Raw genomic sequence first — 21,547 nt, forward strand, 5'->3', positions numbered from 1 at the left:
TCGGAGGTGAAGAGCGGCCGAGAACCTCACATCGCGGGGGCGAGGGGCGAGAGGAGGAGGGACTGGGCGATGCGGCCGACGGGGCCGCGCTCGTCGTGCACGATCGCCTGGCTGAGGCCCACGCCCTCCGAGCCGATCGACGACTCCGCCTCGATGCCGACCCACTCGCCCGTCGGCCGCTCGAAGAGGTGGATGGCGAGCTCGGTGTTGATGAACGTCCACGCCGACGTGTCGAGCCGCGCCCCCACGCCGTTCGCGGCGTCGATCGGCAGGATCGCTCGCAGCGACGCGCTCGGCTCCTCCCCCGCGACGAACGGCATCCGCAGCCGCGCCCACGCGACCGTCGGGGCGCCGCGCTCGCCGAACGTCGTCGCGAAGCGCCAGTCGAGCGAGCCGACGAAGCCCTCGAGCCACAGCCGCGGCACCGGCGCGTCGTGCAGCGTCGGGGCGCCCTCGGGCGGCAGCGTCACGGTGCAGCCCGCACGGTCGGCGACGGACGCGGTGTCGAGCGTGCGCATGCGCCACCCGCGCCCGCGCGCCACGGCACGCCACGCGCCCGACCGATCGCGCTGCCGCACCTCGGCCTCGACGAGGTCGGCCGAGCGCCCCGAGCGCACGACCTCGGCACGCACCGCCACCTCGTCGACGGCCACGGGGCCGAGCAGCTCGACCGCGAGCCGCACGAGCATCCGGCCCTCCGCGCCCGGCGCCCGTTCGCATGCGCGCCACAGCAGGCCCGCCACGGGTCCGCCATGCTGCAGCCCTGCGCTCCAGGGGCTGCCCGTGTGCGCGGTGGGCCGCAGCAGCTCCGCGTCGTCGAGGGTGCCTCCGGGCAGGAAGTAGGCGTCGTCGCTCATCGCCCCTCATCCTGGCGGGGCGCGGCCGCCGGGGCTACCGTTCGGCCATGGACATCCGGTTCGTCAACGTCGGCATCGCGGTGCGCGACCTCGACGCCGCCGTCGCGTTCCTCACCGACCTCGGCCTCGAGGAGCTCGGCCGCGACGAGGTCAGCGGCGACTGGGCCGACACCGCCGTCGGCCTCGACGGCAACCATGCGCGCATCGCGATGCTGCGGACGCCGAGCGGCGACGGCACGATCGAGCTCTTCGAGCCCATCCACCCCGCGGGCGTCGAGCAGGAGCCGGCGATGGCGAACACGATCGGCATGCACCGGATCGCGTTCCAGGTCGACGACCTGGACGCGGCGCTCGCCATCGCGGCACGCCACGGGGTGCGACCCCTGCGCGGCGTCGCCCGCTACGAGGACGCGTACCTGCTCACGTACCTGCGCGGACCGAGCGACATCCTCGTCATGCTCGCGCAGGACCTGCAGCGAGACGCCCTCGGCGACTAGCCGACGCGACCGAGGTGCACGGCGACGTGCAGCAGCGCCGCCATCGTCTCGGCGTCGGTGATCTCGCCGCGCGCGACCATCGCGAGCACCTCGGCGAACGGCACGCGGCGCACCCGCGCGATGCCCTCCTCGGCCTGCGTCGTCGCCGCATCCCCCTCGAACGGATGCAGGTCGCGAGCGAGGAAGACGTGCTCGGGTGCGTCGCAGATGCCGTTCAGCGACGACATGTCGCCCACGTGCGTCCACTCGGATGCCTCGAGCCCCGTCTCCTCCGCGAGCTCGCGCCGGGCGGCGACGAGCGCATCCTCGCCATCGGTCGATCCGGCGGGGATCTCGGTCGACCATCGCCCGGTCGTGTAGCGGAAGAGGTCGACGAGCACGACCTCGTCGGCATCGGTGAGGGCCACGACGAACACCGCGGGGTGCGCGACCTCGACGACGCCGTAGATGCCGGCGCCACCGTCGGGCCGGACGACCTCGTCCTCGCGCAGCCGCATCCACCGGTTCGCGTACACCTCGCGGGTCGAGGTCGTCGTCCAGCCGGTCTCGCGCGCGTCGGTCACGCATCCATCCTGCCGCGCACGCGCATCCGGCCGAGGCTGTCAACCGCCTGCAGCGCCCGCGTGGCCTGCTCGTATCGTCGCCGTCCCGGCCCGCAGCAGCGCGGGCTCGACGAACGGAGCATCTCGTGGACCTCGGCGCCTACTCCTCCTACCGCCTTCCCCCGTCGATCGCGGGCGCCTTCGGCGTGACCACCGCGCAGGAGCTCGCCGACCAGGTGGGCGCGACCGGCACGTTGACGCCCGACGTCGTCCACGAGGCCGAGCGCGCCTACGAGGCGTGGCGCACGGGTGACCGCGCGCCGGCACGCGCGCTGCTCGTCGGCAGCGCCGGCCTCGACGGCGACGCCGCGGACGCCGTGCTCGAGCGGGTCGCGCAGCAGTCGTAGTCGACCTCGGTGGCCGCCCGGATCGTCGGGCGGCTACCGGAGGAGCCGCGACAGCACGCGATCCGACAGCGGCTTGCCGCCGGTCTGGCAGGTGGCGCAGTACTGGAAGGTCGAGTCGGCGTACTCGACCTGCCGCACCACGTCGCCGCACACCGGGCACGCCTCGCCCGCCCGGCCGTGCACGCGCATGTCGGAGCGCTTCTCGGACTTCAGGCTCGACGCGGGCACGCCCTCGCGGGCCGCGACGGCGCCCTGCAGCGTCGCGCGCATCGCGGCGTAGAGCCTGTGGCGGTCGTCGGCGCCCATCGATGCGGGATGGAACGGCGACATGCGCGCGACGTGCAGGATCTCGTCGGAGTAGGCGTTGCCGATGCCCGCGATGCGGCGCTGGCTGCGCAGCACGCCCTTGATCTGCGCGCGCCCGGCCTCGTCGAGCACGGCGGCGAACGCCTCCTCGGTGAAGTCGTCGGCGAGCGGATCGGGCCCGAGCGTCGCGATGTCGCCGACGTCGTGCGGGCTGCGGACGACGTGGATCGCGAGGCCCTTCTTCGTGCCGGCCTCGGTGAGGTCGAGACCTGCGTCGTCGTCGAGCATGAGCTGGGCCGCCAACGGCCCCTTGCCCATGCGCGGCCTCGTCTTGGGCGCCTCGTCGCGCCAGCGCAGCCAGCCGGCGCGGGCGAGGTGGATGCACACGTGCAGCGTCTCGGGCGGCGCGCCGACCGTCGCGACCGAGAGGTCGAGCCACTTGCCGTGCCTGTCGACCGCGACGATCTCGCCGCCGTCGAGCGCGCGGAGCGGCGGATCGAACGTCTTGAGCGCCGAGATGGCGTAGGCATCGAGCCGGCGCACGCGCCGCCCCACGAGGCGCCCGCGCAGATCGGTCGCGAGCGCCTGCACCTCGGGCAGCTCCGGCATGGAAGCAGTCTGCCCGCGACCACCGACCGCCGCGACCCCTGGCGCCTCCACCGCCGCCGTGGCAGCGGGGCCCGGGCGGGATGCGCCCGGGCCCGCGTCGCTCAGCCCTGCACGAAGGGCAGCAGGATGGCGTTCACCTCGTCGGCATGCGTCCAGAGCATGCCGTGGGGGGCCCCGTCGATCTCCTCGTACTGCGCCTCGGGGAAGGCTGCGTGGAAGGGGCGCCCCGTCGCGTCGATCGGCAGGATGCGGTCGGCCGTGCCGTGCACGATGAGCGAGGGGATGCCGCTCGCGCGCACCGCCGCGACGTCCTCCGTGAAGTCCTCGATCCAGGCGGGCACCACGGCGTAGGCGGCGACGGGCGCGCTGCCGATGGCCGTGCGCCAGCTGGCGTCGACGGCCTCCTGCGAGATGCGCGCCCCGAGGTTCTCGTCGAGGTTGTAGAAGTCGGCGTAGAACTGGGTGAACCACGCGAAGCGGTCGCCCTTCGCGGCGGCGGCGATGCCGTCGAACTGCGACTGCGGCACGCCCTGGCCGAGCATGCCCGGCTCGAGGGAGCCGAGGAACGCGAGCCTCGCGACGCGGTCGGCGCCGTGGCGGTGCACGTAGCGGGCGAGCTCGCCCGTGCCCATCGAGAAGCCGACGAGGATGACGTCGCGCAGGTCGAGCGTCGTGAGCACGGCGTCGAGGTCGGCGGCGAACGTGTCGTAGTCGTAGCCCGAGGCGACCTTCGAGGAGCCTCCGAACCCGCGGCGGTCGTAGGTGATGACGCGGAAGCCGGCGTCGAGCAGCTCGCGCGTCTGGCGCTCCCACGAGGTGCCGTCGAGCGGGTAGCCGTGGATGAGCACGACCGGCTGGCCGGAACCCTGATCCTCGTAGTGCAGCTCGATGGGGGTCGAGTTCTGCTGGCCGACGGTGATGGTGCCCATGGCGACTCCTGACGATCCTGGCGAGAACGATCGTTCTCGCTCCGACCGCTACGATAGAGAACCGACGTTCTCGATGCAAGTGGAGGTGCGAGATGGCGACGGACGCGAGCGACGACCGCGATCGCATCGTCGAGGCAGCCGACCGCCTCTTCTACGGCCGCGGCATCCAGGCGGTCGGCATGGATCTCGTGCGCTCCGAGTCGGGCGTGCCGCTCAAGCGCATCTACGCGCGCTTCCCCTCGAAGGAGTCGCTCCTCGAGGCCGTCATGCGCCACCGCATGGGCATCTGGGCCGACGGCATCGCCGCCGCCTCCGCCGACGCGACGACGCCGCAGGCTCGGCTGCTCGCGATCTACGACTTCCTGGGCGTCTGGTTCCGCGACGACGCGTTCCGTGGCTGCGGCTTCGTCAACGCCTTCGGCGAGCTCGGCGCCGTCTCCCCCGCGGTCGCACGCATCGCGCATGAGCAGAAGTCGGGGTTCCAGGCCTACGTCGCACGGCTCGTCGACGAGCTCGGAGCGCCCGCCGAGCTCGCGCCGCAGCTCTCGCTGCTCGCCGAGGGCGCGCAGACGACCGCCGCGATCGACGGCTCCCCCGACGCCGCTGCGCACGCGCGGCGCGCGGCCACCGTGCTCATCGAGGCGGCGCTCGCACGGCATGCCTGAGGACGACGCAGGGAGTGTGCATGCCGAGCGCGATGTGCGCGACCCCTGCCACGATGGGCACCGCACGCGACAGGCTGGGTGCGACGTCGGTCGTCCACCGACGCATCGAGAGGATCCCGTGCAGGCACGAACACCCGCGATCGTCGCGATCGGCACCGCAGTCCCGGCCGCCCGGCTCGCGCAGACCGCCGCGCGCGACCTCATCGGCGCGCAGCCCGGCCTGACGCCGCTCGGCAGGCGACTCGTGCGCACCGCCTTCGACGCCTCGGCGATCGACGCGCGCCACGTCGTGCTCGACGAGCTCGTCGACGGCAGCGAGTCGCCGTTCCTCGACGCCGCGACCGGCGAGCTGCGCAGCCCGGGCACCGGCGTGCGCAACGCGCGATTCGTCGAGCGCGCTCCGGCGCTCGCGCTCGAGGCGGCAGCGGCCGCGATCACCGAGGCCGGGCTCGACGCGAGCGAGGTCACCCACGTCGTCACCGCATCCTGCACCGGCTTCTTCGCGCCCGGGCTCGACCACGTGCTCGTGCGCGACCTCGGGCTGCCCGTGCAGACGCCGCGCCTCGCGATCGGCTTCATGGGATGCTACGCGGCCTTCCCCGCGCTGCGCGCCGCCGACGCCATCTGCCGGGCGGAGCCGGACGCCGTCGTGCTCGTCGTGTGCGTCGAGCTGTGCTCGCTGCACCTGCGATCGTCGAGCGACCCCGACACCATCGTCGCGTCGAGCGTCTTCGCCGACGGCGCCGGCGCGGCGCTCGTCACCGCGCGGCCGGGCTCGCGCGGCCTGCGCATCGACGCCCTGGCCTCCACCATCGCACCCTCGAGCGAGGAGGAGATGGCGTGGACGATCGGCGACGAGGGCTTCGAGATGGTGCTCTCGGGCGCGGTGCCGAGGCTCGTGGGCGCGAACGTCGTGGAGGCCATCGAGCCGCTGATGCGGGCACGCGAGGCCGCCGCCTGGCCCGCCGTGGCCGGATGGGCCATCCACCCAGGCGGGCGCGCGATCCTCGACACCGTGCAGTCCACCCTCGAGCTCGACGACGCGCAGCTCGACTCGTCGCGGGCCGTGCTCGCCGAGCGGGGCAACATGTCGAGCGCGACGGTGCTGCACATCCTCGAGCGCGAGCTGCGCACGCGACGCGACGGCGAGCAGGTGTGCGCCATGGCGTTCGGGCCCGGCCTCACGATGGAGTCGGCGCTGCTCACGATGCAGGGCGTCGGATGAGGTCGCTCGCGCACCGCTCGCACGAGCTCGAGCGCATGGACGACCCCGGCGTCGACCTCGCGCTGCTCGAGCGCACCTACCGGCAGTTCGACACCGTGAACGCGCTCGTCGCGCGCTGGCGGGCGCTGTACGTGCAGCGCATCCGGCCCGCGCTGCCCACGACGCGCACCGCGACGGTGCTCGACGTCGGCTCGGGCGGCGGCGACGTCGCACGTCGACTCGCGGGATGGATGCGCCGCGACGGCATCGACGCGCGCATCACGGGCGTCGACCCCGACCCGCGCGCCCATGCGTTCGCCACCGCCCGGCCCGTCGACGGCGTGCGCTTCGAGCTCGCAACGAGCACCGACCTCGTCGCCGCGGGCGAGCGCTTCGACGTCGTGCTCTCGAACCACGTGCTGCACCACCTCGACGACGCGGCCCTGCGCGCGATCGTCGCCGACAGCGAGGCGCTCACGACGAGCCTCGCGCTGCACGCCGACCTCGAGCGCGCCCGCGTGCCGCACGTCGCGTTCGGCATCGCCACCGCGCCGCTGCGCCGGTCGTCGCTGCTGCACGACGACGGCACCGCATCCATCCGCCGCAGCCACCGCGCCCACGAGCTGCGCGCGCTCGTGCCCGCCCCGTGGCGCGTCGAGCGGCAGTGGCCCTTCCGCCTGCTGCTCGTGCTCGACCGCAGGAGCGAGCGATGACGGCCGCCCGCGGCCTCGCGGTGGGCGCGCTCGCCGTGTACGCGACGACGGCGACCCTCGGCATCGGGCTCGCCGCCGGCTGGTGGCGCAACGAGCGGCACCGCTGGGTGCACCACGTCGGGTTCATCGGCGCCAAGACGCTCACCGCCGCGACCGTCGTCGCGAACGCCGCGAGCGGCGACCGCGCTCGCACGCTGCTCGCCGCCCCCGCGCTCCTGCCGCTCGCGCTGCTGCCGCGCATCCCCACCCGCTCGCGCCGCCACCCGCTCGTGGCGGTCACCATCGCGCCGTGGCTCGTCGCCGCCGCCCTCCTCCCCGACCGCAAGGACTGACCCATGGAGCTCTTCGACGCCATCCGCCGTCGCCGCACGACGAACGGCGCCTTCCTGCCCGATCCGGTGCGCGAGGAGCATCAGCGGCTGCTCATCGAGATGGCGGGGCGCGCGCCGTCGCAGCTGAACAGCCAGCCGTGGCGATTCGTCATCTCCGAGGATCGCGACACCATCGAGCAGGTCGCGGCGATCAGCGGCGGCAGCATGACGGAGGCGATGTCGAACGGCTCGTTCTTCGAGCGGTATCGACGGTACTTCCGCTTCTCGAAGCGCGAGATGGAGGAGCGTCGCGACGGCATGCTCTTCGACCGGCTGCCCGCGCCGCTGCGCCCCTTCACGGGGCAGGCGATGACGCCGCGCGGTCAGCGGCTCATGAACACGCTCAAGGTGCCGCAGACGCTCGGCGAGGAGAACCGCAAGCTGGTCGCGGGGTCGCCCATGCTGCTCGGCGTCATGCTCGACCGCGCCGAGCACCGCCCGGGCGAGCTGTCGTCGTTCTACTCGCTCTTCAGCATGGGCGCCGCGATGGAGAACCTCTGGCTCTCGACGGTCGAGCTCGGTCTCGGCATCCAGTTCGTGTCGTTCCCGATGGAGGTGCCGGGCCAGTGGGAGCGCATCGTCGAGCTCTTCCGCGTGCCCGACGACCTCGAGCTCATGGCGGTGTACCGCATCGGCTACGTGCCCGAGGAGGCGCGCAGGCCGCGCATCGACTGGTCGAGCTCCGAGCGCAAGCTGCCGTCGCAGATCGTCTTCCGCGACACGTGCGAGACGCCGCAGCTGGGTTGGGACGACGCGCCCGGCGACGCCGGGCACCGGCCGTAGGCTCGCACCATGATCGCCGTGCACCTGCGCTACACCGACGCCCCGGGCCGCCTCGAGCTGCGCCCCCGCCACCGCGAGCTGCTGCAGGGGCTCGTCGACGACGGCGTGCTGCTGGCCGCAGGCCCCTACGAGCACGGCGAGGGTGCGCTGCTGCTCTTCTCCGCGTCGCGCGAGCGCGTGCAGGAGGCGATCGACGCCGACCCGTACATGACGCATCCGGGCGTGGTCATCACCGCGATCGAGGAGTGGAACCCGGGCATCGGCGGCGTGCGCGCCCTCTGACCCCGAGCCCTCGTGAGGCTCTCGGCCGCTCGTGAGGTCGATGGCGACCGAGAACCTCGAATGTCGGAGGGTAGGTTGACGGCATGCGCGTGCTCGACGACCTGGCCTCCGTCCGCCCGTTCACCGAGGAGCTCTACCGGCACCTCCACGCGCATCCCGAGCTCTCCGATCGCGAGCACGAGACCGCCGCCCGCATGGCCGCCGAGCTGCGCGCCACCGGCGTCGACGAGGTGCACGAGGGCGTCGGCGCCTCCACGGGCGTCGTCGGCATCCTGCGCAACGGCGACGGCCCCACGATCCTCGTGCGCGCCGACATGGACGGCCTGCCCGTCGTCGAGGACGACGTCGTGCCGTACCGCTCGACGCAGACGACCGAGGCCGACGGCGGCACCGTCGGCGTCATGCACGCGTGCGGCCACGACGTGCACATGGCGAGCCTGCAGGGCTCGGTGCGCCTCCTCGCGCAGCACCGCGACGCGTGGAGCGGCACCCTCGTGATCGTGCTGCAGCCCGCCGAGGAGACCGTCGCCGGCGCCCGCGGCATGACGGATGCGCTGCGCGCCATCGCGCCGTCGATCGACGTCGCGCTCGGCCAGCACGTCGCGCCCTACCCGGCGTCGCAGGTGCGCCTGTCGCCCGGCCCGATCATGGCGGCGTGCGACGAGCTCATCGTCACGGTGCACGGCCGCGGCGGCCACGGCTCGCAGCCCGAGACGACGGTCGACCCCGTCGTGCTCGCCGCATGCATCGTGCTGCGCCTGCAGACGATCGTGAGCCGCGAGGTGCCCTCGAGCGCGCAGGCCGTGCTCACCGTCGGCACGATCCACGCGGGCACGAAGTCGAACATCATCCCCGACTCCGCGCGCCTCGGCCTCTCGATCCGCACGTACGACGAGGCGCTGCGCACCCGCATCCGCGAGGCGGTCGAGCGCATCGTGCAGGCCGAGTGCCAGGCGGCGGGCACGCCCCGGCCCGCGACGATCGAGCGGACGCTGTGGGCGCCCGTCACCGACAACGACCCGGGCGTCGCAGCCACGCTGCAGCCGGCGTTCGAGGCGGAGTTCGGCGACGACGTCGTGCCGATGGAGCGGCTGTCGGGCTCGGAGGACTTCTCGGAGCTCGCCGCCGCCTACGGCGCTCCGTACGCCTTCTGGTTCACGGGCGGCATCGAGGATGCGCGCTACGCAGCCGCGGTCGAGGCGGACGCCGTGCTCACCGACATCCCGACGAACCACTCCCCCGCCTTCGTGCCCGTGCTGCAGCCGACGCTCGACACGGCCGTGCGCGCGATGACGACCGCGGTGCTCGCGCACCTCGGCCGCTGACGCGGAGCGGATGCGCCCGCAGCGGGCGGGCGCGCCGCCTCAGCCCTCGACGGGCGTGAGGCGGAAGATCGGGAACACGCGCCCCTCGGCCGTCGCCTCGTAGCCGGCGAAGCTGCCGCCCGTGGCCTTGAACGCCTCCCACAGGTGGTCGCGCTCGGTGCCCTCGAGCTCGTCGACGCGCACCCGCACGACGCGGATGGGGTCGCCGAGGTCGCCTGCGACCTCGAGGTCGATCTCCTCGACGCGGCGCAGGCCGAACACCCATGCCGGGTGCTTCGGGGACCCGGCGGCGCTCGCGACGACGTGCCACGCCCCACCCTGCTCGAGCGCGAAGAGGGGCGTGAGGGCGACGGTGCCGTCCTTCTTGGGGATGTGCAGCAGGCCGAGGTTCCTGCCGAAGTCGATGGGCTCGCGCACGACGCCCTCGCCGGAGCGGAACGCGTCGATGATCATGTCGTTGAAGGCCATGTGGGGTGAACGCCGCGCGGGCCGCGGGTGTTCCGCGAGGGAGGAGCGCCGCGCCGGCGCCCCTCCCTCGCGGTCCGAGATCAGGCCCGCGTGCGAGTGCGTGCCGCGACGAGCACGCCGTCGATGACGACGAACGCGGCGAGCGTCCACCCGACGAGCGGCAGGAGCACGCCGATCACGACGCCCGCGGCGCCGACGACGAGCAGACCCCACCACGGCGCGGCGGCGAGCGCCCCCGCCTCCGGCGCGCGGCCCGGGCGGCGTCGGTAGGGGCTGCGCGTCCACCACATCCGGTAGCCGAGCACGACGAGGGTCGCGATGCCGAGCGCGATGGCCGCCATGACGATCTGGTTCGCGACGCCGAACATCTGCCCCATGTGGATGTCGATGCCCCACCGCGCGAGCTTCGCGACGAGGCCGTAGTCGGCGAAGTCGGTGCGCGAGACGACCTCGAGCGTGGAGCCGTCGACCGCGACGCCGTCGACCTCCGTCGGGTACCAGCGCTGGATCTCCTGCACCACCCACGCCTGCCCATCCGCCGACGGAGGGCGGATCTCGACGGCGCCCACGTCGACGTTCACGTCCTGCGCGACGGCGAGGACGTCGTCGAACAGGGCGACGTCGACGCCCGCGGCTGCAGGCCCCGCCGCGTGACCGCCGTGTGCGGCGTGCGGATCGGCGGTCGCCGCCGTGCCGTCCAGCTCGGTCGTGAGCGACGGCGTCGTCCAGCCGAGCGTCGCGCGCAGGTCGGTGACGTGCGCGCCTGCGTGCTGCGACCACGTGATCCCCGTCGCGGACAGGAACAGCGCACCGAGCGCGACCCAGATGCCGATGGCCGCGTGCCACGACAGCAGCCGACGAGGACCCCTCGCGCGCACCTCGGGCCGCACGAGCTCCCTCCGCCGCCTGCCGGTGCGCCACCGCACGATCCACAGCGCGACGCCCGCGAGCACGACGATGCCGAGCCAGCTCGCCGCCAGCTCGGAGTAGAGCCGGCCGACGTCGCCGAGCCCGAGACCGCGATGGAAGTGGTCGATCGCCGCGCGGAACGGCAGGGCGCCGCTCGTGCCGTAGACGGTCATGTCGCCGCGGACCTCGCCCGAGACGGGGTCGACGAAGACTGCCCGCGACTCGCTCTCCTGCAGCCCATCCGCGGCGAAGAGCACGCGCGTCGTGTCCCCCGCCTCGGGTGCGGGTCGCACGGCTGCGAGCGGTGCGTCGTCGCCCACGACGTCCTGCGCGATGGTCACCTGCTCGGCCAACGGCATCCGCTCACCCTCCGCCGGCGCCGTGAGTGCGTCGGCGTAGAGCACGCGCTCGACGGATGGGGCGACGGCGTACGCGGCGCCGGAGAGCGCGGCGACGAGGATGAAGGGGCCGACGAGGATGCCGGCGAGCCAGTGCAGGCGACGCAGCAGCTGCGAGACCCACGGGCGCCGGGCGCCCGGTGGCTGAGGCGCGCGCGGGGCGCGCTCGTCGATCGCCGCGGTCATCGTGCAGCCTGCTGCCTGCGCAGCGCGATGGTGGCGAGCGCCGTCGCGGCGACCGCGGCGACGAGCGCTGCGATGCCGAGCGGGCCGGCATCCGACGACTCGGCGGCCGGTGCCTCCTCGACGGGAGCGGCGACCGCGAGCAGCGGCGCCGGGTAGGCGGCGTCCGGCTCGAGCGAATCCCACGACAGCGAGCCGACCTCGCACGTCTGCTCGACGGGGAAGGCGAGCACCGTGCCGTCCGCGACGTCGTCGGGCAGCGTCACGTCCATGACGAGTGTGTCGTGGATGGCGGACGGCAGCGGCGTCTGCGCCGTGTAGGTCATGGTGCGGCCCGGTGCGGTGAGGTCGTATCCGATCGACCAGCCGGCGTTGGCGACGGGCGTGACGGCGGCCACCTCGTCCGGGACGGCGATGGTCACGGCCGTCGTCGGCGACGCATCGCAGCCGTGCTCGATCGTGAAGGACAACGTGGATGCGGTGCCGGGGGCGGTGCTCGTGCCGTCGACGGTCACGTGCGCGACCGCGGCGGCCGGGGTGGACAGCGCGAGCAGCGCGACGGCGACGCCGACGCTCGCGCCCGCGAGGATGCGGGATGAGGACATGGGTGGAGGACTCCTGGGCAGTGCGCGCCGACGCGGGCGCGATCGTCTGAGATCCGGCGTCCGCGAGCGGTCGCCGGGTGTCGTGGCATGCGGCCACGCACCTCGCCCGATGGCGAGGTGACGGTCAGACGGCCAGGAGCGGTGGCCCGCGGCGCACCGCGGGCGTGCGCAGCACGGCCTGCGCCGAGCGCACGACCGGCCGTGCGGCGGTGACGGCCGCGGGCCCGGTGACGCCGAGCGGCACGACGAGCGCGACGACCCGCACGAGTCGGTCGCCGCGCACCGCGCCGAGCACGGCGGCGACGACGGCGGCACCGGCGTACGACGCCGCGAGCGCGAGCGCGCCGGCGAGCACGTGCGCGAGCAGCATGTCGCCGTGCGCGTGCGACGCGGCGCCCGAGGCGATCGTCGGCAGCGCCTCGGCGCCGTGGTGCGCATGGCCCTGCACGGGGGATGCGGTCGGCTGCGGCAGCGAGTAGAGGCCGTGCTGCAGGACCTGCGCGGCCGCGATGGCGACGACGCGCCGATGCCATGGCGCGCGAGCGCCGAGCACGGGCGCGAGCAGCACGAGCGTGACCATGGAGGCCACGCCGAGCAGCAGGAGCGACGGCGCCGAGCCACCCGCGAGCGAGTGCGCGCAGCCCGTCACGGCGGTGGTGAGCCCCGTCAGGATGGCTGCGTGCGCGAGCGCCCGCCGCCGTCGGTCGAGCCGCGCGCCGTGCGCGGTGCGGCTCGACGAGGACATGCCTCGAGGGTACCGGCGGGCGGGGCCGCGGAGCGGCGGAGCCGGATGCTCCGCCGCCCCATCGGCGCCTGCGCTACGCCGTCGCGACGTGCGCCGTCGCCACCCGCCGCAGCAGCGGCCGCGTCGACAGGAGGCCCACCGCGACGATCGCGACGCCCAGCACGACCGTGCCGCCGGTGATGAGGATCGTGAGGGGCTCGAAGAGCAGCGCCATGCCGAGCAGCGGGATCACGAGGGTGCCCGCGGCGATCGCCGCGACGGCCACGACGAGCAGCAGCGGCGACAGCACCGCCCAGCGGCGTGCCGCATCCATCGTCGCCACGTCCATGCCGCCGTGGTGCAGCGCCCGCGAGAGCGACCGCCCGTCGAGGATCGACGCCGCCTGCTGCAGCCCCACCGTGCAGGCGACGGTGAGGAACGAGCCGACGACCGTGATGATCAGGCCCGTGCGGATGTCGGCGGCCAGGTAGACCTCGCCGCCGCCGGAGCCGAGCAGGGCCGAGCCGACGCCCGCGATGACGCCGACGAACGTGACGAGCGCGACGCCGCCGACCTGCCGCCACGCCGCCTTCGGCGACTCGAGCACCGTGCGTGCGGCGATGAGTCGCGCGGGCGTCGACGCTCGACGCACCTGCATGCGTGCCTGCACGCCGAGCATCCACGGCCCGAGCAGGTTCAGCACGAGCATCGTGACGCCGAAGCCGATCCCGAGCACCGCGATCGTCGCGGCGATGCCGAGCGCCATGGCGACGCTCGAGAACGACGCGAACACCGTCGCGACGATGCCGACGAGCACGACGCCCACGATGACGACGATCCAGTGCACCCGAGCCGGCGCGTCGCGCCGCGCGACGCCGAGCGGCGACACGACGACGCTGCGCATCGACAGCAGCGCGCTCGCTGCGGCGAGCAGCGTCACCGCAGCCACGAGCGCGACGATCCAGCCGATCGGCAGCATGGCGGATGCACCCAGCGGCACGCCCGCGAACGGGATGAGGCCGATGAGCGGGCTCGTCGCCGCAGCGCCCACGGCGCCGAGGACGGCGCCGCCGAGCGCGAGGAGCGTCGCCTCGCCGACCGCGAGCGCCAGCACGGTGCCGCTCGTCGCGCCGAGGAGTCGCAGGGCGGCGAGGCGGTCGTCGCGGCGCCGAGCCGAGAGCCGCGCTGCCGAGCCGCCGAGCGTCGCGAGGGGCACCGCGAGCAGCGCGAGCGCCACGACGGCGAGCATCTGGTAGGTCGCGGCGTCGTACGACGTCCAGGTGAAGAATGCGCGTGCGCCGCCGACGACGATGCCGAGCAGCCACGTCACGACGCCGAACGCGACCACGGGCAGCGCGAGCACCGCGGCGCCCTGCGTCGACGGTCGCAGCAGCATGGGGGCCAGTCGCAGCGCGCTCATGCGCGCACCTGCCATGCCTGGTCGGGGGTGCGCTGCGCCGGGGCGCCGTACGCGGGATGCGGCTGCGCACCGTGCACGGGATGCGGCTGCGCCCCGTACGCCGGATGCGTCTGCGGGCCGAGGTGCGTGGCGTCGGCCGGGTGGGGCGGAGGCACCGCCGTGCCGGGAGCGGGCGGCGGGAGCGTGCCCGTCGGCTGCGCCATCGGCGCACCCTGCGCGACCGGCGCACGCTGCGGCAGGTGAGCGCCCTGCGGCGCGTGCCCACCCTGCGCGACCCCGGCATCCGCGAGCAGCCCGTCGCGCATGCGCACGATGCGCGTGCACCGGGCGGCGACCTGCTCGTCGTGCGTCACGAGCACGAGCGTGCGGCCACGGCCGACGGTCGCGCCGAGCAGCGCCGACATCACCTCGCCGCTCGTCACCGAGTCGAGGGCGCCGGTCGGCTCGTCGGCGAACACGATGGATGCTCCCGTGACCTGGGCGCGCGCGATGGCGACGCGCTGCGCCTGCCCACCGGAGAGCTGGCCGATGCGCCGATCCTCCATGCCCGCGAGCCCGAGCGATCCGAGCCACATCGCGGCCTCCTGGATGGCCGCTGCCCGCGTCGAGCCGACGAGCATGAGCGCGAGCGCCACGTTCTCGACGGCGGTGAGCTCGGGCACGAGCATCCCCTCCTGGAACACGAAGCCGAAGCGCTCGCGTCGCAGCCGGGTACGCTCGCCGTCCGAGAGCCGGGCGACGTCGACGACGCCCATGGGCGTCGCGAGGTGCACCGTGCCGGCGTCGGGGGTCACGATGCCCGCGAGGGCGTGGAGGAGCGTCGTCTTGCCCGAGCCGGACGCCCCCATGATCGCGACGGCCTCGCCGGGCGCGATGTCGATGTCCACGCCCGCGAGGGCGGTGGTCGGTCCGTAGGTCTTGCGCAGTCCGCGCGCACTGATCGCCTGCATGCTGCAAGCCTCGCCGCGAGGCGCGCTCGGCCGCGTCGGGCTGCCGGAGGATCCCGCCGACGCCGCGTCATCCGCGCGGATGACGGGCGCGGCACCGCGGGACTAGTCCTTCGTGCGCAGGCGGATGAGCCGCGCCTGGCCGTCCTCGCGCAGCTGCGTGAGCTCCTCGTGCGCCGTGACGAAGTCGGTGAACGAGCGGTACCCGAGGGTCTTCTCGTTGAACGAGGGATCCATGCGCTTCATCTGCGCCTTCACGACGTTGGCGTGCAGCCACTCGTCGTCGTCCTTCGCGTGGCTCACGCGCATGGCCCGCTCGAGCAGCGCTGCCGCGGCCTCCTCGGCGTCGCCGATCGGGTCGTCGGCACCGTCGTCGTCGTCCTCGTCGTCGATGTCGACGATCTCGCGCTCGACGGGCTTCGACGCTGCGGGCGCCCGCGTCTCGGGCGGTGCCGCGGCGACCTTCGGCTCGGCCTGCTGCTCGGGTGCACCCGCACCCGCCTGCTCGTCGGTCGTCTTCGGCTTGCGACGGCGGCCGGCCGCCTTGGGCTGCTCCTCGGCGGGGGCCTCGGCCCTCGCCACCTCGGCGGCTGCCTGCTCGAGCGCATCCGCGGCCGCCTGCGCGGCCTTGGCGCGATCGGCCTTGTCCTGCGCCTCGCGCTCGGCCCGCGTCGGGATGACGGGGCGCTCGATGCCGGGCAGCGCGTCGTAGTCGGCGAACTCGTCGCATGCGGCCGCGAGCGACTTCGACGTCGACCCGGCCACGCCGATCCCGACGACGAAGCGACCGAGGCGCTTGGCCTTCTGCGCGAGCGCGATGTAGTCGGAGTCGCCGGCCACGATCACGACGTGCGTGATGTCGGGCAGGCGGAACAGATCCTCCATGACGTCGACCGCGAGACGGATGTCGGCGCCGTTCTTGATGCCGCGCGTCGTCGGGAAGAGCTGCACGAGGTCGACGGCCCTCGAGAGCAGCTGCTGCCGGTAGCCCGCGTTGACCGCGACCGACCAGTCGGCGTACGCCTTCGAGATCACGGGCGTGCCGAACGACGCCGCGTAGTCGAGGATGGCGCCGACGTCGACCGTCGCCTGCTCCATGCGTGTGACGATCGCCGCCTCCGACGACCCGCGCTGCACCGACTTCACGCGCTGCTGGTGGAACGTGCCGCGCCCGTGGAGCTGGTCGTAGCGCGAGATGACGATGTTGTCGAAGTCGATGTAGACCGCGACTCGGCTGTCCGCCGGATCGATCATGGAGCTCCTCTCGGCGGCTCCAGTCTCGCATCCCGCGCCGACCGGGCCGCGCGGACCGGCCGTGGGCGATGGCATCGCCGAGTCCCGGCGTGCTCCCAGCGGGCGCGGGGTAGCATCCCGTCCGAGCCGTCGAGCAGCCGACGGCCGTCTCGACGTCGCCGCGGCGACGATGCGCATGAGGAGACACGCAGTGAGCACGACGCCCGCCGGCTGGTATCCCGATCCCGAGCGCGAGGGCGCCACGCGCTGGTGGGACGGCTCGCAGTGGGCTCCGTCGCAGGAGCCCGCCGCGACCGACGACCGCTTCCGGCCGCGCGACGACGCGGATGGCGCAGCGTCCTCGGGTGAGGGCGACTGGTCGCCGACGCCGTTCGAGAGCTTCTCGCCGAGCGCGGCGAGCGGCCAGCAGGCGGGCGACGGCGCAGCCGCGTCCGCGCCCTCCGACGCGGCCGCATCCGACGCGTCCTCGACGTGGCAGCAGCCCGGGTCGGCGCCCGCCTGGGGCACCGCGTCGACGCCCGCGGCCGAGCCGTCGTGGAACCAGCCCGCCGCATCCGCACCCGCCTGGGGACAGCAGGATGCATCCGCACCCGCCTGGGGGCAGGGCTCGACGCCGCAGCAGGGCGGGCCGCAGGACTTCGGCCAGACCGGCACGCAGCAGCAGTGGAACCAGTACGGCCAGTCGCCGCAGCCCGCGAAGAAGTCGCGCACCGGCCTCTTCATCGGCATCGGCGCCGGCGTGCTCGTGCTGCTGCTCGTCATCGGCGGCCTCGGGATCTGGGCTGCCACGAGCCTCCTCGGAGGGGCGCAGACGCAGACCCAGACGCAGGGCGGCGGCGGCGGCACGGGCGGCGGCGGCGCGCAGGGCACCGGCACGTACGAGGTCACGGTCGGCGCGAACGGCCAGTCCGTCACCGAGATCGAGATCACGACGGCCGGGCAGTACCAGATCGACGTCGTGCCGACGAACGACGGCGACCCGCGCATCGAGCTCACCGGCAACGGTCAGTCGTGGAGCGACGACGACAGCGGCGACGCCACGTGGGCGTCGCGCCTCAACGAGTACCTCGACGTCGGCACGTACACGCTCATGGTCGAGGAGTACAGCGGCGACCCGCTCGTCGCGACGGTCACGGTCGCCCAGGGCTGAGGCCCGGTCGACCCTCGGGCGACACGCCCGAGGTCGCTCCGCGGGGGTTGCGTGACGCGCGCATCCTCGGCATCGTGGCCTGCTCGCGATCCGAGAGGAGCACCCATGCTCACCCTGACCGAGACCGCCCAGACCGTCATCACCGGCATCGTCGGCCAGTCCGACGCCGCCGAGACCGGAGGCCTCCGCATCAGCGGCGCCGACGGCGACCAGCTGAACGTGGGCGTCGCGCCCGCGCCCGTCGCGGGCGACCAGGTGCTCGACGCCGAGGGTGCCCGTGTCTTCCTCGACGAGACGGCGACGACCGTGCTCGACGACAAGGTGCTGGATGCCGCGCCCGACGACGCGGGCCGCGTGACGTTCACGATCGCGCAGCAGGCCTAGCGCCACCGCATCGTGCGAGAGGGGCGCCGACCATCGCGGTCGGCGCCCCTCTCGCACGTCGATCACAGGATGGCTCGCTCCCACCGGAGCGTCCCGTGCATCCGCGTGCGGGCCGAGTCGATGCGCCACTCGCCAGCGCGGCGAAGGCAGACGAAGCTCCACTCGTCTTCGTGGACGACCGCCATCGGGTGCGGATGTCGCACGAGCAGCTCGCAACGCGTCGACGAGGGCATCGTGACCTCGAGCAGTGCGTGCTTCGGGGTGAGCAGGGGCGGCCTGCTGAACCCCCCGCGCTGCGAGGCGCGCGGCCTGTCGGTGAGGTGCAGTGCGGACAGCAGATGCGCGACCGCGAGCGCGGCCCGCAGATCGGCGACCGAGCCGTTCGGCTCGACGGTGCGAAGCACCTCGACCTCCCATGCGTGGAGCGCCTGGATGTAGCTCGTGACGACCTGCGCGGGCTGGGCACCGGGAGGCAGCGTGGAGGCCTCGCGCAGCCGCGTCGGGTCCCAGTGCAGTTCGGGCCACGGCATCGACGGGGGGAACGGCGCGAGAACAGGATCGGTGGCTCCGGCGGCGATGAGCGTCTCCACGACCTCCACCTCGGCAACGGTCGATGCCCGCAGCGGCGGCTCCACAGAGGGTCGGTCGAAGCGGTCGACGGTCAGGGATGGCCTCGGACGCGCCAGTGAGAGGGCGTTGTCACCTCGGCGGTCGACCCGCCCTGGGTCAGCGCCCGCAGCCATGAGGACGCGAACCATCTCGACGTCGCCGATGAGGGCTGCCTCGTGCAGGGGTGTGCGTTCCAGGAAGCTGTCCTCGGGGACGTGGTCGACGTCCGCGCCGCGGCGGAGCAGGAGGCGGGCCATCTCGATGGCTCGTCCGCCGACCGCGTACCCGAGCGCGGTTCGACCGCGCGCAGTGCATGCCGCCTCGAGGTCGGCACCTCGATCGATGAGCGCCGAGGCCACCTCGAGATGCCCGCCGATGACCGCCTCCATCAGCGGCGTGGTGCCCTTCCAGGAATGACGATGCTCCACGTCGGCACCGGCATCCAACATCGCCGTGACGCACGCGAGATCTCCCCTCGCAGCTTCGCTCAGCAGTCGTCGTCCGGTCATGTCGCTCCCCTCGGCCGCTCGAGTCTTGCGTCGAGTCCTTCGTCGGCCACTCCGGGAAGACTTTTCGTCAACGACAGAGCACGAGTCCCTCGCCGCGACCAGCCCTGTCGCGCGGGCGACGAGCGCGCCACCATGGAGGCATGCTGACGATCCCCACCGTCCCCCTCGCAGACGGCACCGCCTTCCCCGAGCTCGGCTTCGGCACCTACAAGCTCGACGGCGACGACGGCGTCGCCGCCATCCGGTCGGCGATCGACGTCGGCTACCGCCTGCTCGACACCGCCGTGAACTACGGCAACGAGGAGGAGGTGGGCCGCGCCGTGCGCGACAGCGGTGTGCCGCGCGACGAGATCCTCGTGACGTCGAAGGTGCCCGGCCGCGACCATGGCTTCGACGAGACCCGACGGAGCGTCGAGGGCTCGCTCGAGCGGCTCGGCCTCGACCGCATCGACCTGCACCTCATCCATTGGCCGAACCCGTCGGTCGACCGCTACGTCGACACCTTCCGGGCGCTCGTGGCGTTGCGCGACGAGGGGGTGCTCGGCTCCGTCGGCGTCTCGAACTTCACGGAGGAGATGCTGACGCGCGTCGCCGACGCGACGGGCGTCATGCCCGCGGTGAACCAGGTCGAGCTGCACCCGTACTTCCCGCAGTCGCACCTGCGTGCCTTCCACGCCGAGCACGGCATCCGCACCGAGTCGTGGAGCCCGCTCGCTCGCCGCAGCGAGCTGCTGACCGAGCGCGTCGTCGCCGACGTGGCGGGCACGCACGGCGTCACGCCGACGCAGGCGGTGCTCCGCTGGCACACGCAGCTCGGCACGACGCCCATCCCGAAGTCGGCGAACCCCGAGCGGCAGCGCGAGAACGCCGACGTCTTCGGCTTCACGCTCGACGACGCCGAGCTGCGCGCCATCTCGGGCCTCGCCCGCGGTCGCCTCTGGGGCGGCGACCCCGAGACGCACGAGGAGCAGTAGCGCGCGGCGCTCGCGCACCGCGGCCCGCGCGGGGTGGTCGGCCTAGAAGCCGCCACCCGTCGTGGGAGGCGCGCCGACGCCGCCGGGCTGGCCGCCCATCGGCGGCATCGCGGGCGGGCCGCCGCCGAACGACGGCGCATCCTGCGCCATGTCGACGAAGCGCGCCAGGTGGCCCTGGAACGACACGGCGATCGTCGCCGTCGGGCCGCCACGGTGCTTGCCGACGATGATGTCGGCCTCGCCGGGGCGGATGTCGGGCGCGTAGGCGTCTTCACGGTGCAGCAGGATGACCATGTCGGCGTCCTGCTCGAGCGAGCCCGACTCGCGGAGGTCGGAGACGGCGGGCTTCTTGTCGGCACGCTGCTCGGGGCCACGGTTCAGCTGCGACAGCGCGATGACCGGCACCTGCAGCTCCTTCGCGAGCAGCTTGAGCGACCGCGAGAACTCGGACACCTCCTGCTGACGCGACTCGACCTTCTTGCCGCTCGTCATGAGCTGCAGGTAGTCGACGACGACCATGCCGAGGCCGATCTGCTGCTTGAGGCGGCGGCACTTCGCACGGATCTCGACGAGCGTGAGGTTGGGGCTGTCGTCGATGTACAACGGGGCGTCGTTGATGCGGCCGCGCACCTGCGCCAGCGTCGTCCAGTCGCGCGACTCGATGGAGCCCTTGCGCATCTTGTGGTGGTGGATGCTCGACTCGGCCGAGAGCAGCTTCATCGCGATCTCGGACTTCGACATCTCGAGCGAGAAGAAGCAGGTGGGCACGTCGTTCTTGATCGCGGCGGCGCGGGAGAAGTCGAGCGCGATCGTCGACTTGCCGAAGCCGGGTCGGGCGGCGACGATGATGAGCTGCCCCGGGTGGAAGCCGTTCGTCAGCTCGTCGAGCTGGCGGAAGCCCGTGGGCACGCCGGTCATCTGCCCGTCGAGGCCCTTCGCGGCCTCGATCTCCTCGATGGCCGAGACCATCGCGACCGAGAGGGGCACGTAGTCCTCGGACTGCTGCCCGCCGTTCACCGCGTAGACCTCGGCCTGCGCGTTGTTCACGAGGTCGACGACCTCGCCCTCGGACGCGTAGCCCATCTGCACGATGCGCGTGCCCGCCTCGACGAGGCGGCGCAGCACGGCCTTCTCGGCGACGATCGTCGCGTAGTAGCCGGCGTTGGCGGCCGTGGGCACGACCGACGTGAGCGAGTAGAGGTACTCGATGCCGCCCACCCGCGACAGGTGGCCCGCCTTCGTGAGCTCGTCGGAGACGGCGATGACGTCGGCGGGCTCGCCGTGGGAGTAGAGCGAGAGGATCGCCTCGTACACGAGCTCGTGCTTCGGCAGGTAGAAGTCGGGGCCGCGCACGACCTCGATGCAGTCTGCGATGGCGTCCTTCGAGAGCATCATGCCGCCGAGCGCCGACTGCTCCGCCAGCACGTCGTGCGGCGGCGTGCGATCGCGGCGGTACTCCTCCGTGCCGAGCTCTGCGACGTTCGTCACTGCGACTCCTGCTCCCCTTGCTCAGACACGGACAC

Annotated in this window: 23 protein-coding genes and 2 pseudogenes; 12 read left to right on the plus strand and 13 right to left on the minus strand. The window is 73.5% G+C overall.

The window, feature by feature from the left end; translation table 11 throughout:
* Positions 1-26: 26 nt before the first annotated feature.
* Positions 27-857 carry a thioesterase family protein gene (locus ACFQPP_RS02445; RefSeq protein ID WP_376914919.1) on the minus strand — a complete coding sequence of 277 codons (831 nt, stop codon included), beginning with the start codon at positions 855-857 and terminating at the stop codon, positions 27-29.
* A gap of 47 nt (positions 858-904) precedes the next feature.
* On the opposite strand from ACFQPP_RS02445, the gene ACFQPP_RS02450 reads away from it, so the two are divergent.
* Positions 905-1,354 (plus strand): VOC family protein, encoded by a 450-nt coding sequence (locus tag ACFQPP_RS02450; protein ID WP_376914920.1) that lies wholly within the window; start codon positions 905-907, stop codon positions 1,352-1,354.
* Here ACFQPP_RS02450 and ACFQPP_RS02455 read toward each other — a convergent pair.
* Positions 1,351-1,851: an NUDIX domain-containing protein gene (locus ACFQPP_RS02455; protein WP_376915291.1), complete on the minus strand. Its 501-nt coding sequence runs from the start codon at positions 1,849-1,851 to the stop codon at positions 1,351-1,353. The genes ACFQPP_RS02450 and ACFQPP_RS02455 overlap by 4 nt on opposite strands.
* Positions 1,852-2,042: 191 nt before the next feature.
* Between ACFQPP_RS02455 and ACFQPP_RS02460 the strand changes: the two genes are divergently transcribed.
* Positions 2,043-2,303: a hypothetical protein gene (locus ACFQPP_RS02460; protein ID WP_376914921.1), complete on the plus strand. Its 261-nt coding sequence runs from the start codon at positions 2,043-2,045 to the stop codon at positions 2,301-2,303.
* A 33-nt stretch (positions 2,304-2,336) separates the two neighbouring features.
* Here ACFQPP_RS02460 and ACFQPP_RS02465 read toward each other — a convergent pair whose 3' ends face one another.
* Complete coding sequence (locus ACFQPP_RS02465; RefSeq protein ID WP_376914922.1) at positions 2,337-3,218, minus strand: DNA-formamidopyrimidine glycosylase family protein; 882 nt, start codon at positions 3,216-3,218, stop codon at positions 2,337-2,339.
* A gap of 101 nt (positions 3,219-3,319) precedes the next feature.
* Positions 3,320-4,147 (minus strand): alpha/beta fold hydrolase, encoded by an 828-nt coding sequence (locus ACFQPP_RS02470; RefSeq protein ID WP_376914923.1) that lies wholly within the window; start codon positions 4,145-4,147, stop codon positions 3,320-3,322.
* A gap of 92 nt (positions 4,148-4,239) precedes the next feature.
* On the opposite strand from ACFQPP_RS02470, the gene ACFQPP_RS02475 reads away from it, so the two are divergent.
* The 7 genes from ACFQPP_RS02475 to ACFQPP_RS02505 all read left to right on the plus strand — a co-directional run bounded on the left by ACFQPP_RS02475 (position 4,240) and on the right by ACFQPP_RS02505 (position 9,490).
* On the plus strand, positions 4,240-4,812 hold the full coding sequence (locus ACFQPP_RS02475; RefSeq protein WP_376914924.1) for a TetR/AcrR family transcriptional regulator: 573 nt from the start codon (positions 4,240-4,242) through the stop codon (positions 4,810-4,812).
* A gap of 118 nt (positions 4,813-4,930) precedes the next feature.
* Positions 4,931-6,037, plus strand: coding sequence for a type III polyketide synthase (locus ACFQPP_RS02480; protein ID WP_376914925.1), 1,107 nt, complete (start codon positions 4,931-4,933; stop codon positions 6,035-6,037).
* A complete protein-coding gene (locus ACFQPP_RS02485; RefSeq protein WP_376914926.1) occupies positions 6,034-6,729 on the plus strand; it encodes a methyltransferase domain-containing protein in 696 nt (231 codons plus the stop codon). Before ACFQPP_RS02480 ends, ACFQPP_RS02485 begins: the two co-directional genes overlap by 4 nt.
* Positions 6,726-7,061 carry a hypothetical protein gene (locus tag ACFQPP_RS02490; RefSeq protein ID WP_376914927.1) on the plus strand — a complete coding sequence of 112 codons (336 nt, stop codon included), beginning with the start codon at positions 6,726-6,728 and terminating at the stop codon, positions 7,059-7,061. The genes ACFQPP_RS02485 and ACFQPP_RS02490 overlap by 4 nt, the downstream gene beginning before the upstream one ends.
* Before the next feature lie 3 nt (positions 7,062-7,064).
* Positions 7,065-7,883 (plus strand): nitroreductase family protein, encoded by an 819-nt coding sequence (locus ACFQPP_RS02495; RefSeq protein WP_376914928.1) that lies wholly within the window; start codon positions 7,065-7,067, stop codon positions 7,881-7,883.
* 9 nt (positions 7,884-7,892) lie between these two features.
* The gene (locus tag ACFQPP_RS02500) at positions 7,893-8,165 is read left to right on the plus strand and encodes a YciI family protein (protein WP_376914929.1); all 273 of its coding nucleotides are present in this window, start codon (positions 7,893-7,895) and stop codon (positions 8,163-8,165) included.
* A gap of 83 nt (positions 8,166-8,248) precedes the next feature.
* A complete protein-coding gene (locus ACFQPP_RS02505) occupies positions 8,249-9,490 on the plus strand; it encodes an amidohydrolase (RefSeq protein ID WP_376914930.1) in 1,242 nt (413 codons plus the stop codon).
* 39 nt (positions 9,491-9,529) lie between these two features.
* On the opposite strand, the gene ACFQPP_RS02510 is transcribed toward ACFQPP_RS02505, so the two are convergent.
* The 7 genes and pseudogenes from ACFQPP_RS02510 to ACFQPP_RS02540 all read right to left on the minus strand — a co-directional run bounded on the left by ACFQPP_RS02510 (position 9,530) and on the right by ACFQPP_RS02540 (position 16,398).
* Positions 9,530-9,943, minus strand: a complete 414-nt coding sequence (locus tag ACFQPP_RS02510; RefSeq protein WP_376914931.1) for a nitroreductase/quinone reductase family protein — start codon at positions 9,941-9,943, stop codon at positions 9,530-9,532.
* Positions 9,944-10,038: 95 nt separating this feature from the next.
* Positions 10,039-11,451 (minus strand): PepSY-associated TM helix domain-containing protein, encoded by a 1,413-nt coding sequence (locus ACFQPP_RS02515; protein WP_376914932.1) that lies wholly within the window; start codon positions 11,449-11,451, stop codon positions 10,039-10,041.
* Positions 11,448-12,053, minus strand: coding sequence for a DUF1775 domain-containing protein (locus ACFQPP_RS02520; RefSeq protein WP_376914933.1), 606 nt, complete (start codon positions 12,051-12,053; stop codon positions 11,448-11,450). Before ACFQPP_RS02520 ends, ACFQPP_RS02515 begins: the two co-directional genes overlap by 4 nt.
* A 124-nt stretch (positions 12,054-12,177) precedes the next feature.
* Positions 12,178-12,798, minus strand: a complete 621-nt coding sequence (locus tag ACFQPP_RS02525; RefSeq protein ID WP_376914934.1) for a hypothetical protein — start codon at positions 12,796-12,798, stop codon at positions 12,178-12,180.
* A gap of 73 nt (positions 12,799-12,871) precedes the next feature.
* Complete coding sequence (locus ACFQPP_RS02530; RefSeq protein WP_376914935.1) at positions 12,872-14,197, minus strand: FtsX-like permease family protein; 1,326 nt, start codon at positions 14,195-14,197, stop codon at positions 12,872-12,874.
* Positions 14,198-14,475: 278 nt separating this feature from the next.
* A pseudogene (locus ACFQPP_RS02535) lies at positions 14,476-15,147 on the minus strand (ABC transporter ATP-binding protein); the annotation flags it as partial.
* 102 nt (positions 15,148-15,249) lie between these two features.
* Positions 15,250-16,398: an NYN domain-containing protein gene (locus tag ACFQPP_RS02540; protein WP_376914936.1), complete on the minus strand. Its 1,149-nt coding sequence runs from the start codon at positions 16,396-16,398 to the stop codon at positions 15,250-15,252.
* Positions 16,399-16,588: 190 nt separating this feature from the next.
* Between ACFQPP_RS02540 and ACFQPP_RS02545 the strand changes: the two genes are divergently transcribed.
* Together ACFQPP_RS02545 and ACFQPP_RS02550 are read left to right on the plus strand one after the other, a co-directional pair.
* Positions 16,589-17,548 (plus strand): DUF2510 domain-containing protein, encoded by a 960-nt coding sequence (locus ACFQPP_RS02545; RefSeq protein ID WP_376914937.1) that lies wholly within the window; start codon positions 16,589-16,591, stop codon positions 17,546-17,548.
* Positions 17,549-17,653: 105 nt separating this feature from the next.
* Entirely contained in the window at positions 17,654-17,932 is a 279-nt protein-coding gene (locus tag ACFQPP_RS02550) for an iron-sulfur cluster assembly accessory protein (protein WP_376914938.1), read from the plus strand.
* A 62-nt stretch (positions 17,933-17,994) separates the two neighbouring features.
* Here ACFQPP_RS02550 and ACFQPP_RS02555 read toward each other — a convergent pair whose 3' ends face one another.
* Positions 17,995-19,050, minus strand: a complete 1,056-nt coding sequence (locus ACFQPP_RS02555) for an ankyrin repeat domain-containing protein (protein WP_376914939.1) — start codon at positions 19,048-19,050, stop codon at positions 17,995-17,997.
* 140 nt (positions 19,051-19,190) lie between these two features.
* On the opposite strand from ACFQPP_RS02555, the gene ACFQPP_RS02560 reads away from it, so the two are divergent.
* Positions 19,191-20,024 carry an aldo/keto reductase gene (locus ACFQPP_RS02560; RefSeq protein WP_376914940.1) on the plus strand — a complete coding sequence of 278 codons (834 nt, stop codon included), beginning with the start codon at positions 19,191-19,193 and terminating at the stop codon, positions 20,022-20,024.
* A gap of 144 nt (positions 20,025-20,168) precedes the next feature.
* Here the strand turns inward: ACFQPP_RS02560 and dnaB are convergent.
* A pseudogene (gene dnaB / locus ACFQPP_RS02565) lies at positions 20,169-21,512 on the minus strand (replicative DNA helicase); the annotation flags it as partial.
* Positions 21,513-21,547: the final 35 nt, after the last annotated feature.

Source organism: Agrococcus sp. GCM10030265 (assembly GCF_042666675.1).
Taxonomy (GTDB): Bacteria; Actinomycetota; Actinomycetes; order Actinomycetales; family Microbacteriaceae; genus Agrococcus.